Annotated in this window: 10 protein-coding genes and 1 tRNA gene; 4 read left to right on the top strand and 7 right to left on the bottom strand. The window is 62.6% G+C overall.

The window, feature by feature from the left end:
* Window positions 1-3 precede the first annotated feature (3 nt).
* Complete coding sequence (locus EEB13_RS02305; protein WP_045070502.1) at window positions 4-294, top strand: WhiB family transcriptional regulator; 291 nt, start codon at window positions 4-6, stop codon at window positions 292-294.
* A 17-nt stretch (window positions 295-311) separates the two neighbouring features.
* On the opposite strand, the gene EEB13_RS02300 is transcribed toward EEB13_RS02305, so the two are convergent.
* The 3 genes from EEB13_RS02300 to EEB13_RS02290 all read right to left on the bottom strand — a co-directional run bounded on the left by EEB13_RS02300 (window position 312) and on the right by EEB13_RS02290 (window position 4,072).
* The gene (locus EEB13_RS02300) at window positions 312-1,631 is read right to left on the bottom strand and encodes an ABC1 kinase family protein (RefSeq protein WP_045070499.1); all 1,320 of its coding nucleotides are present in this window, start codon (window positions 1,629-1,631) and stop codon (window positions 312-314) included.
* A 7-nt stretch (window positions 1,632-1,638) separates the two neighbouring features.
* Complete coding sequence (locus EEB13_RS02295; protein WP_141484507.1) at window positions 1,639-2,532, bottom strand: hypothetical protein; 894 nt, start codon at window positions 2,530-2,532, stop codon at window positions 1,639-1,641.
* A gap of 109 nt (window positions 2,533-2,641) precedes the next feature.
* Window positions 2,642-4,072 carry a zinc-dependent metalloprotease gene (locus EEB13_RS02290; RefSeq protein ID WP_033231148.1) on the bottom strand — a complete coding sequence of 477 codons (1,431 nt, stop codon included), beginning with the start codon at window positions 4,070-4,072 and terminating at the stop codon, window positions 2,642-2,644.
* A 91-nt stretch (window positions 4,073-4,163) separates the two neighbouring features.
* Here EEB13_RS02290 and EEB13_RS02285 point away from each other — a divergent pair, with 91 nt between their 5' ends.
* Window positions 4,164-5,210 (top strand): PDZ domain-containing protein, encoded by a 1,047-nt coding sequence (locus tag EEB13_RS02285; protein WP_179300731.1) that lies wholly within the window; start codon window positions 4,164-4,166, stop codon window positions 5,208-5,210.
* A 7-nt stretch (window positions 5,211-5,217) separates the two neighbouring features.
* Here EEB13_RS02285 and EEB13_RS02280 read toward each other — a convergent pair whose 3' ends face one another.
* Window positions 5,218-5,820 (bottom strand): PPA1309 family protein, encoded by a 603-nt coding sequence (locus EEB13_RS02280; protein ID WP_033231147.1) that lies wholly within the window; start codon window positions 5,818-5,820, stop codon window positions 5,218-5,220.
* 147 nt (window positions 5,821-5,967) lie between these two features.
* Here EEB13_RS02280 and EEB13_RS02275 point away from each other — a divergent pair, with 147 nt between their 5' ends.
* Window positions 5,968-8,925 (top strand): UPF0182 family protein, encoded by a 2,958-nt coding sequence (locus EEB13_RS02275; protein ID WP_033231490.1) that lies wholly within the window; start codon window positions 5,968-5,970, stop codon window positions 8,923-8,925.
* Window positions 8,926-9,022: 97 nt separating this feature from the next.
* Here the strand turns inward: EEB13_RS02275 and EEB13_RS02270 are convergent, their stop codons facing one another.
* Window positions 9,023-9,577, bottom strand: coding sequence for a transglycosylase family protein (locus EEB13_RS02270; protein ID WP_116101544.1), 555 nt, complete (start codon window positions 9,575-9,577; stop codon window positions 9,023-9,025).
* Between the two features lie 444 nt (window positions 9,578-10,021).
* On the opposite strand from EEB13_RS02270, the gene EEB13_RS02265 reads away from it, so the two are divergent.
* Window positions 10,022-10,095 (top strand) — tRNA-Met (locus EEB13_RS02265).
* A 76-nt stretch (window positions 10,096-10,171) separates the two neighbouring features.
* On the opposite strand, the gene EEB13_RS02260 is transcribed toward EEB13_RS02265, so the two are convergent.
* Both EEB13_RS02260 and EEB13_RS02255 read right to left on the bottom strand, forming a co-directional pair.
* Window positions 10,172-10,816: a GntR family transcriptional regulator gene (locus tag EEB13_RS02260; protein ID WP_045071140.1), complete on the bottom strand. Its 645-nt coding sequence runs from the start codon at window positions 10,814-10,816 to the stop codon at window positions 10,172-10,174.
* Between the two features lie 49 nt (window positions 10,817-10,865).
* Complete coding sequence (locus EEB13_RS02255) at window positions 10,866-11,912, bottom strand: isopenicillin N synthase family dioxygenase (protein ID WP_141484506.1); 1,047 nt, start codon at window positions 11,910-11,912, stop codon at window positions 10,866-10,868.
* Window positions 11,913-11,923: the final 11 nt, after the last annotated feature.

Raw genomic sequence — 11,923 nt, 5'->3', positions numbered from 1 at the left:
GAGTTGTCTACCCAGACATGTCGAGCCGTCACATTCATCGAGATCGCTTCCACCCGCCACGACCTGCCGTGCCGCGTATCCGATCCCGATCTGTGGTTCGCGGAGTCCCCGGCAGAACTCGAAAAAGCCAAGGCGCTCTGCGCGCAGTGCCCCATCCGCTCCCTCTGCCTGGGTGCAGCTCTCGACCGCGAAGAGCCGTGGGGAGTGTGGGGCGGAGAAATCCTCGACCACGGTGCCGTCATAGCAACCAAGAGGCCGAGGGGCAGACCACGTAAGCAACTCGTGTGCGCCTGAGGAGCTGGTTACACCTGTTACACCTGTGGCTCCGCAAATCCCGGCAGCCACCGGGTCAGGATCTCCATGTACGGGGCGTACGCGTCCAACTGGGCACAGATGCCCACCGAGCCGAGGAGGACTCGGAAGATCATCAGGTACTCGGGCGGCAAGTTGAGTGCCCGGGCCGTCCGGAACTGCGCGCTGTTGAAATCGGTCGCAGTTCCGGCGGCTCGTTGAAGCCAGGTTCGAGTGAAGTGAAACGACTCGGTCTGAATCGGATCGGTGAACGGACGTAGGTAGTCGGCGATTTCCTGTTCGGTGACGGTGCGGCCCGGAATGACAAAACCGTTGGCGCGCAACAGTTCTGTCAGTTCGTCGAATCGTTCGTCGACCGCCAGTCTGACCATTGTTCCCAAGACGGTGGGTAGCCCGCCCGGGAACGGGGCCGCCGCACCGAAATCGATGACACCCAACCGGCCGTCGTCGAGCAACATGAAATTCCCGGGGTGCGGATCGCAATGCAGCAGGCCGACGCGCGCCGGTGACGCGAAGTGGAACTCGGCGAGCAGCGCACCGGCTGCATTGCGCTGGTTCGGCGTTCCGCTCTCGATGATCCTGGTCAGCGGTGTTGCCGTCATCCATTCGGTGACAACAACTTTCGGTGCGCTGGCAACGACGCGCGGGATGAGGAACTGTGCATCGCCGTCGAATTCCGCGGCGAATGCTCGCTGATTGTCAGCTTCGATCCGGTAGTCGAGTTCTTCCTCGGTGCGCGCGGTGAACTCCTCGATGACCGGACGCACGTCGACGCCGGGCATCACCGATCCGAACAGGCCGGCAAATCGGGCGAGGGTCTTGAGATCGGCGCGCAGGGCTTCGTCGGCGCCGGGGTACTGCACCTTGACGGCTACGTCGCGTCCGTCGGACCACACGGCCCGATGGACCTGCCCGAGGCTGGCCGACGCGGTGGGGGTGTCGTCGAAGGACTGGAATCGATCGCGCCACTTGGTTCCCAGCTGCTGATCCAGCATCTTGTGGACCTGCTTGACGGGCAACGGCGGCGCCGCGGCCTGGAGCTTGTTCAGGGACTCGCGATACGGCTCCGCGAATTCCTCCGGAATGGCCGCTTCCATGACGCTGAGCGCCTGGCCCAGCTTCATGGCGCCGCCCTTGAGTTCACCCAAAACCGAGAACAACTGCTCCGCGGCCCTGGCGCTGAGCTGGGCGTCGATCTGGTCCTTGTCACCACCGGCGAGCTTGCGTCCGAAGCCCATTGCGGCCCGCCCGGCCATCCCAATCGGAATGCTTGCGAGTTTGGCAGTACGGGCAGAGCTTTTGCGCGGGATGTCGGACACCCCACCATCATGTCTGACGGATGCCACCGGCGCCCGTCACGGGTGCGAGGTAATGGCAACTGCACGACGTTTGTCGAGGCCAGCGACGTGTCGTGATGCGATATGGGACAAGATCGATCTCGAGGGTAGAGAACAAGCTGGCCGGCGCCGTCGCTTCGGACGCACTGATCGCCGACTCGATCTCGGACAGAGCGAGCGCGGTGGTCGCATGAATCATCGCGGGATCGGCGTAACCGGCGCTACCGAGCAACTGCGCCGCCAGGTGCAGCCAGTCCGGATCATGGGCCGCCCGGGTGATGTCGGCGCATCGCAGACAACTCGAGTGCCCGGGCAGCACCATTGGCCCGACAACGCCGCAGCCGTCGCGCAGGTGAACGGCAAGGTGGGGTATGCCGTACCGGACGAGGTCGGCACATAGACGAGGATCGGTGACCACGTCATCGGTCAGGACAACAAGTGCATTCCGCCACCCGGCAACGACGTGGCTGCTTCGGTAGCCGTGTGAGCGATGGACGGAAGAGCTGCCGTGACGCAGAGCCTGGGCTATGGAGTCGGACAGCGGTCCTTGCCCGTGGACGCGAATCGATCCTGTGTCGGCGCGCTCGCCCCGACTTGCCCGGAGGTATCCGCCTGCGGTGAGTTCGGCGAGCAGTTCGGTCATCACTGCGGCGCTGATACCGCGCCCCGTCGCAGTCCACATGATGGTCGCGATACTCGTGTGTCCGTCCATCAAGCGGAGTAGGGCTTGCAGGTCCCTGCCGTCGATTCCGTCAGGGGGAGTCAGGATCACAGCTTTCCCCGGGCGCCATCCGAGTTGAAGCCGGCCGTCCGGGCGCAGAAGAACAACGATCCGTGGATCCCATTCGGGACCCACGGATCGTGTGGTGTTCGGTGTGCTCATTCACCGATAGTGACAGTGAGCTGAGCTCTCCGGATTGCGAAAATCGTAGTTATCCACAGGCTTTCGAAGCGCTGACCTTGCACTTCAGCGTGGATCGCAACTTTTCGGTTTACTTGTCGTCCTGGCCGTCGTCAGCCGGCTTGTCCGATTTCGGCTTGTCTGTTTTTGTCTTGTCCATGGCTTCTTCAGCGGCCCGTTCCTTGGCCAGCAGAGCCTCGAGCTGAGCCATCGGATCGTCGAAATTGCCGGACTCGCCACCACCGGTGACGCGTTCGATGAACGAGGTCGGGGCATCGAGGTCGCTGGAATCAGGCAGCAGATCCGGGTGCGACCAGATACCGTCGCGGGCTTCCATTCCGGCTTCGGCAGTCAAGCGCTGCCACAGAGTTGCGGCTTCGCGGACCTTGCGCGGACGCAGTTCGAGTCCGACGAGTGTTGCGAACGTCTGCTCTGCCGGTCCGCCGGTGGCGCGTCGACGGCGAAGCGTCTCGCTCATCGCGGCAACACCGGGCAGGCGTTCACCGAGTCCGGCGGTGACTACCGTCTCCACCCAGCCCTCGACCAGAGCCAACAGCGTTTCGAGGCGCTCGAGAGCGGCCTTCTGCTCCGGAGTGGTCTGCGGTTCGAAGGTGCCCTGTTGCATCAGGGCTTCCAACTTGGCGGGATCGGCCAGAGCCGACGGGTCGAGATCCTTGGCGAACTCTTCCATCGCCGAGAAGTCCATGGTGATCCCGCGGGCATATTCCTCGACGGTGGAGAGCACTCGCTGGCGCAACCACGGCACATGGCTGTACAGGCGATGGTGAGCAGCCTCACGTGCGGCGAGGAACACCAGGATTTCCTGATTGGGCTGTTCGAGCCCGTCACTGAACGACTGAACGGCCGCGGGAAGAAGAGCGGCGGTCCCTGCCGGGCCAAGGGGGAGGCCGATATCAGTGGAGGACAACACTTCCTTGGACAACTGGCCGAGAGCTTGGCCGAGCTGTGAACCGAATGCGAGTCCGCCCATCTGCGTGAGCATTCCCATCATCGGGCCGGCCATCTGAGCGGCCTCGGGCGGCAGGCCCTGAGCCCACATCCCCGACACCTTCTCGGCGACCGGATCGCACAGGCGCTTCCAGGTGTCGATGGTGTTGTCGAGCCAGTCGTTAGCCGTCCACGCAACGGTCTTGGTGGCGCCGGCGGGCAGCGTCGTTGCAGCGTCCAGCCACAGTTCCGCAAGGTGGGCCGCGTCGGCGATGGCCTTGACGTTGCCCTCGGTGATCGGTGTGACAGAACCGATCTGCTGGCGCGCGAGTTTCTTCGCGACGTCGTAATTGACAGGACCCGATCCGCCGGAACCCATCGACGAACCCATGCCACTGAGCATCTGGCCGAATTGCGTCAGCATCTGCCCGAGTTGTGCGGGGTCGAAACCTTCACCGCCCGCACCGAATCCGAACGGCATGTCACCACCCCCGAAGGGATTGCCACCGGCCGCGTTCTTGTCACGGTCGGGATCGTCGTCGGAGTTGGAGAAGCCGAACGGCATGTTGCTCATACCTCAACGGTACAAGGGTTGGAGGCCTCGAGTAATGCGCGCTGTCACGCTGATGGCGAACAGCGGAGGCAATGGCTCTACCCTGGACAAGGTGAATCGACGGATCGTGACTCTCCTGGCCGCCCTAGCTCCCATCGTCGTCTTGGGCATCGTCGGATCGCTCGTCACCGTTCCGTACGTCGCGCTCGGGCCGGGACCGACGTTCAACACGCTGGGCACAGTCGACACCACCGTCGACGGCAAGCAGGTCACGAAATCCGTGGTCGACATCGAGGGCACCGAACTCGATCCGACAACCGGCAACCTCAATATGACCACCGTCTCCGTTCGTGACGGCCTCAATCTCTTCGAGGCTTTTGGTCTCTGGGCCAGCGGCGAGCACGGATTGGTTCCCCGTGCCGAGGTGTATCCGCCGAGTAAGTCGAAGGAAGAAATTCAGCAGGCCAACACGGCTGACTTCCAGCAGTCCGAGAACAGCGCGGAACTCGCGGCACTCAACTTCCTGGGCAAGCCAGTCGCGTTGACCGTCACGAAGGTCACTCCCGACGGTCCCGCCAGTGGTGCATTGGTCGAAGGTGACACGCTGGTGAAGATCGGTGATACCCCCGTCGACACCGTCGGTGCGGTGCAAGAAACCGTTGCGGCGATAGCGCCGGGCACGCAGGTGCCGGTCACCGTGATTCGCGGCGGTGCCGAAACGACAGTGCCCGTGACTGTCGGAGCCCGGCCGAACCAACCCGAACTCGGATACCTCGGCATCACGCCGGAAGAGGTTCCCGACGTTCCGTTCGACGTGACGTTCAACCTTGCCGACATCGGTGGACCGTCAGCCGGCCTGATGTTCACCCTCGCGCTGTTGGACAAGCTGACGCCAGGTGAACTCAACGGAGGTCAGTTCGTCGCGGGAACCGGGACCATCGATTCGGACGGCACCGTGGGGCCCATCGGAGGAATCCGCTTCAAGCTCATCGCAGCCGCGGACGCCGGTGCTTCGACGTTCCTCGTCCCTGCGCAGAACTGCGACGAGGCAAAACAGAACGCGCCGGACGGGCTTCGACTGGTGAAGGTCGACAACCTGTCCGGCGCGGTTGACGCACTCGACAGCCTCAACTCGGGCGGCGAAGCACCCAGCTGCTAATCCTCTGCTAGTCGTCTTCGACTTCGTCCAGCGTCGCGTACAACGCATGAACGATGTGAGGAGCCAAACCGTCGTACGTCAGAAGCGCCGGCTCGGCGTAGGGATCTGCGTCCTCGTCCGGGCGCATCTGCAACAGCGACAGGGACGGGCCGTCGCGGAGGACGCCGACAAACAGGCGTGCCGCTCGTCGGTCCGGGTGCGCGTCGGCCGTCAGTCGGGCAATTTCGTCAGCCGCGTGTTCGTCGGTCAAGACCGGCTCGACGGCATGGTCGAGATCCGATTCCGCGGCGGGCGGCAGAACCACGATTTCCTGCACGAGGATGCAACCCTCGACGGAGTCGGGCCAATTGGTCGTGGCCAGGAACTCGTCGAGTGCGCGTGATCCGCCGATGATGTCGTCGGGGAGTGGCTCCTGTTCGATCGGGGTGTATTCGGCCCCGTCCTCGAGTTGGTCGAGCAGGCCCGGTTCGGCTGCGGCAAGCAGCTCGGTGGGTACCAGGGCATACAACTTGGGTGGCTGATCCCAGCCTTCGGCGTCGATGTGGTCGACAACTTCATGAACGCACCGGGCTAGCGCCTTCGGTGACCTGTTCGGATTTTCTTCACTCACCCGTTCATCCTTGCACCTCGTGTTGTCACGCCGTGACTGTTGTTACGTAGAGTGGTCCGAAACGGCCAAGTCCACTCGGGCATGGCTGCACTGATCGATGCACTCGGTTGCGGCGCCTCGGCGTCGCCGAATCTTGGAGCGTGGCACGTGGGCATGCGGCCCCCCGCAGGTTTACCCTCTCTGTCCAGACGCAGTCGAATCCTGTTGGGGGTAGCCGTAATTGTTGCGGTCCTCCTGCTGATCGGTCCGCGACTGATCGGCATGTACACCGATTGGCTGTGGTTCGGCGAAGTCAATTTCCGAGGTGTTTTCACCAAGGTTCTCCTGACCCGCGCGCTGCTCTTCCTCGTCGTGGGTGTTGTGGTCGGTGCCATCGTGTGGTTGGCGATGATGCTCGCGTACCGCTCGCGTCCTGTTTTTGTTCCGGTGTCCGGTCCGAATGATCCGATCGCGCGCTACCGCACCACCGTCATGTCGCGTCTGCGTCTGTTCGGTGTGATCATCCCGATCGCAATCGGACTGCTGTCCGGGTTGATCGCGCAGGCCAACTGGGTCACGGTCCAGTTGTTCTTCAACGGTGGTTCGTTCGGGATCTCCGATCCGCAGTTCAACCTCGACGTCGGTTTCTACACCTTCGATCTGCCGTTCTACCGCTTCGTGCTGAACTGGCTGTTTGTCGCGGTTCTCCTGGCGTTCGTAGCGAACCTTCTCACGCACTACATCTTCGGCGGCATCAAACTCGCCGGTCGTGCGGGAACGTTCACCACGGCTGCTCGCATCCAATTGGCAGTCTTGGCAGGAACTTTCGTTCTGCTCAAGGCAGTTGCGTACTGGTTCGACCGGTACTCGCTGCTCTCGAGCGATCGTAAGGAGCCAACGTTCACTGGCCCCGGTTACACCGACATCAACGCGGTGCTGCCGGCCAAGCTGATCCTGCTGTCCATCGCAGTGATCTGTGCGCTGGCGTTTTTCGCAGCCATCTTCACGCGGGATCTCCGCATTCCGGCGATGGCTGTCGCTCTGCTCGTGCTGTCGTCGGTTCTGGTCGGTGCCGTGTGGCCGATGATCGTCGAACAGTTCTCGGTCAAGCCGAACGCCGCAGACAAGGAAAGCGCATACATCGAGCGGAACATCGCCGCCACCAGGCAGGCGTACGGCATCACCGACGACAAGGTGACCTATCAGCCGTATTCGGGTGACGGCACCGCAATTCCGCGCGACGTTCCGGCGGACGTCACGACCATTGCAAACGCACGCTTGCTGGATCCCAACATTCTTTCGCCCACGTTCACACAGCAGCAGCAGCGTCAGAACTTCTACGGATTCCCGCCGTCGCTCGACATCGACCGCTACGAGGTCGCGGGCGAAATGCAGGACTACATCGTTGCGGCGCGTGAACTCTCGCCCAACAACCTGCAGGGCAACCAGACGGACTGGATCAACAAGCACACCGTCTACACACACGGCGACGGCTTGGTGGCAGCGCCGGCCAACAGGATCACCGCTCCGGTCCTCGATCCGACCAAGGAAGCAGCCAACAACAACGCGGGTTACCCGATCTACACGGTAAGCGACATCGCGTCGTTGGCCGCAGGAACGCAGGTCATTCCGGTCGATCAGCCACGCGTTTACTACGGCGAGGTCATCGCTCAGGGCACCGCGGACTATGCGATCGTCGGTGGGGCGAGCGGCTCCGAACCGCGTGAGTACGACACCGAGCAGACCAAGTACACGTACACCGGATCCGGTGGTGTCGATATCGGAAACTGGTTCAATCGGTTGGCGTTTGCCGCCAAGTACACCGAGCGCAACATCCTGTTCTCCGGTGCGGTCGGCTCCGATTCCAAGATCATCTACAACCGTGACCCGCGCGATCGCGTCGGCCAGGTTGCTCCGTGGCTGACAATGGACGGCGACGCCTACCCGGCTGCTGTCGACGGCAAGATCGTCTGGATCGTCGACGCGTACACAACGCTCGAGAACTACCCGTACGCGCAGCGCAGTTCGCTCGAGGGCCTGGTGGCCGACAGTGTCGACGCCACCACTGGCCGACTCCTCCCGAAGAAGGAGGTGTCGTACATCCGTAACTCGGTGAAGGCCACCGTCGACGCTTACGACGGCACGGTCACGCTGTACCAGGTCGATGACAACGATCCCGTCCTCAATGCGTGGAAGGGTGTGTTCCCGAACACCGTCCAGCCGCAGAGCGCGATTTCCGACGACCTGCGTGCGCACTTCCGGTACCCGGAGGATCTGTTCAAGGTCCAGCGCGAGATGTTGGCGAAGTACCACGTCGACAACCCGACCGAGTTCTTCACCAACAACGCGTTCTGGTCGGTACCCAACGAGCCGACGGTCGAAGGTTCCAACCAGAACGAGCCGCCGTTCTACGTGATGGTCGGTGATCAGGAGACCGGTGAGCCGGCGTTCCGCCTCATCAGCCCGATGGTCGGCTTCCGTCGTGAGTTCCTCTCGGCTCACATTTCGGTGGATTCGGATCCAAAGAACTACGGCAAGATCACCGTCCTGCAGTTGCCGACGGACAAACAGACGCAGGGTCCGTCGCAGTCTCAGAACTCGATGATCTCGGATCCGCGAGTGGGTTCGGAGAAATCGATCCTCGAGAGAACCAACACCATTCGATACGGCAACCAGTTGGCGTTGCCGATCGCAAAGGGCGGCATTCTCTACGTCGAGCCGATGTACACCGAACGCAGTAACGCCAGCACGTCGTTCCCGCAGCTCTCTCGCGTCCTGGCCAGTTACCAGGAACCGGGTGTGTCCGGGCGTGTTCGGGTCGGCTACGCGTCGACGCTGGCCGAGGCTCTCGGTCAGATCTTCGACAACGGCGGTGCTGCCGGTGTGGCAACGGCTCCGGGCGGAACGGCCGAGACCGCCCCGACTCCGGATACGAGCACGGAAACCAATCCGACGCCCGGCGCCCCGGCCCCGGCTCCGACCGACACCGCGGCGGTTGTCGCGGAACTCGATGCAGCGCTGGTAAATCTGCGAGCTACCCAGCAGAGCGGCGACTTCGCTGCATACGGTGCGGCGTTGGATCGTCTGCAGAAGGCAGTTGACGCCTACCAGGCGCTGCCGAAGTAAGGTTGTCGTAGCAGAACGCGAAGGCCCACCATCGAAATCGGATGGTGGGCCTTCGCGTTTGTGCTTGTGCGTTGTGGGTTGTGCTTGTACGCCGGTATCAGCGCAGTGCTGCGAGCACCTGCGGGTTGGTGTCGGCGAGCTGCTGGAACTGCGCGCCGAAACCGTACTGGTCGGCAAGTGCGCGAGCGGAGTCGTAGGCCTGCTGTGCGGCGGGCTTGACCTCGGCCGGGATCTGGACTGCGGCGATGGGTGCTTCGACGACGGCCGGTGCTTCTTCGACGACCGGAGCGGGCGCCGGAGCCTGCTCCTCGGATGCGACGGTCAGGTGCCTGCCGCAGCTGGGCCATGCGCCCGGGCCCTGGGACTGCAGGGTGTTCTCGGCGACGCGGATCTGCTCTTCCTTCGACGCGTTTGCGGGGGAGCCGGAGCCGCCGTTGGCGGTCCAGGTGCTCTGCGAGAACTGAAGTCCGCCGTAGTAGCCGTTTCCGGTGTTGATGTTCCAGTTTCCGCCGCTCTCGCACGCTGCGACGCCGTCCCAGTTGTGGGTGGCTGCGGATGCGGTGCCGGTGGAGATGGTGAGGGGTACTGCAACGAGGGCGCCGGCTACGGCCAATGTGCCTACTGCACGCTTGCTGATGCTGGTGTAAGACATGGGGTAAATCCTCTCCGCGCTCGCTGACAACGGCGGGCCTGCGGGTCGAGGTGATGCTTTCGTCCCGGGCGCTTCTCTCTCCGTGTCTCTGCCCCTCGAAGGTTTCGGGGGTTCCGATCCCGCGGGGCAGAGTCAGGCAGCGGCGGGTCGGCGTTCGCCCGGTTGATTCGGGCCGGGATCGACCGTACGGGAGTTGCTTTCAAGGTTCACTTCACAGTTTTACGAGCTGACTGTTCGGTATCGGTCCGGAAAATTCGGACAATCGCCAGGTCAGATCCCAGCGATGCGGATTCGAGGTGACTCCGTTACACGTCTGTTATGTGTTGATGGTCACGGGGAAATTGTGAAGCCGGTCACTGGAAATTATGGTTCAGGGCTCGGATGTGACTCTGGCGCAGGCGATTTGCATTCTGTTCACCGGCTCGTGTAGTTTTATCCATGCATCGCGGGGTGGAGCAGCTCGGTAGCTCGCTGGGCTCATAACCCAGAGGTCGCAGGTTCAAATCCTGTCCCCGCTACTAAAGAAAGAACCGCCGCACTGGAATCCAGTGTGGCGGTTCTTTTTTGTCAGTGTGTGTTGGTGTGTGTCGGTGTTCAGCAGCGCGTCGTACGGACGAGTAGTCCCGCGACGTGAGCGCTCGCCGCGGCGCGGGCAGCAACAGCGTCACCGGTCTCGATGGCCGAGACGATCCGGGCATGCTCGGCCACGGCGAGCCGCCGGTTCAGATCCGAACCCCACATGTCCGTCCGAAACAGATGAGATTGACCATCCAGGCGGTGCAGAGCGTCACGGAGTGGGTCGTTGGCCGCTGTTTCCCGAATCAGATTGTGGAACTCGAGGTCCAACGCGGAATCGCGACGCCGATCCGGTGCGGTGTCCAACAATTCACGTTGTTCCTCGACCATCTTGTTCAGTTGGGAGACGATGTCGTGAGTGGCGCGGGTTGTAGCGCTGAAAGCCGCAAGGCCGTCCAGGACCTCGCGGACCTCGAACACCGCGCGCAGTGAGTCCGCATCGAGCGATTCGACCTTCGCACCGGCGTTGCGGGTGTGTACCGCGATGCCCTCGTAGATCAATTGCTGAACGGCCTCGCGAACCGGCGTTCTACTGACATTCAGCTTGGATGCGAGTGCGGGGACACTGAGCGGCGTGCCTGGGGCGAGTTCGCCGGAGAAGATGAGCTCTCGCAGAGTCTCGTGTACCGACTCGGTCAGCGGTGCACGTTCGGTTGTGGTCATGATTTCTTCTTCGTCATGGATTTCGTGGTCCCCTTGCACAGTGCTGACATTACCCGGCCGCGCGTACTCGTTCGGCTTCTCGAAAGTCCCCACCCGGGGCAATCCCACCTTTCAATCCTGCGACCTTGGCCGCGATGTTCTCGGCAATCGTGATTGGCGGATACCCGACCTCGCCGGGCTGCAATGTTCCCGGTAGCGCCTCGATGACGGCGTCGTAGTTTCCGTCGAAAAAGAATGCGGCAGAACGCCGTCTGATGATCCGACCGTCGACGATCGGCGGATCGACGCGGTGAATCGTGGACCGCCAGCGGTCGTTGGTCCAGCGAGCCATCGCGTCGCCGAGATTGATCAGCAGGGCGTTGTCCGCTGGTTGGGCGTCATGCCAGAGATTGTCGGCGCCCAGGATCTGAAGGCCGGGCACCTGATCTGCCCAGAGGATGGTCAGAATCCCGAAGTCGGTGTGAGCGCCCATACCGGTCATTTCGCCGGGCAGCGCGATCTCGCTTTCGGGGAGCGCGTAATTGTTCATTTTCAACGCATTGATCGAGTGGTCGAGCATGGAGTCGAAATATCCTTGCTCCAATCCCAGCGCATCGGTGAACGCGCGCATCAGGATTGCAGCCAAAGTCTGTGCGTGGGAGAAGTATTGATCGACAGCAGGTCTGAATCCAGGTGCCGCATCCGGCCAGGTGTTGGCGGCGTAACTGGATTCGGGGAGGTCAAGGTCCGGGTAGTCGGCGGCCTCGGTTCCGACGACGACGGCTTCGTAGAAATCGTTCATCATATTCGCGGACGCGACACCCAGGCTCATGCTCAACGACTCCGACTTCGGCGGAGAGTATCCACGGTTCTCGGACGACGAGCGGGCGTACGTCTTCTTCACGTCCAGGGGCAGGGCGAAGAACTCGTCCAGCGCGCCGGCCAGTCCGTCGATCGATTCGCGTGGAATTCCATGTCCCACAATCTGAATGAAGCCGACTTCGCGGCAAGCCCGGTCCAGGTCGGTAGCGACGGCAGCGCAGGCAGCGTCGTAGCGCTCGGCCGGCGAGTTCATGACGTATGGGCTGATGTCGATGGTGGGAATCTCGAAGCTCATGTCAGTAGGTC

The organism is Rhodococcus sp. WS3, from assembly GCF_003797085.1.
Taxonomy (GTDB): domain Bacteria; phylum Actinomycetota; class Actinomycetes; order Mycobacteriales; family Mycobacteriaceae; genus Rhodococcus_F; species Rhodococcus_F globerula.
This window is presented reverse-complemented; position numbering and strand designations above follow the sequence as displayed.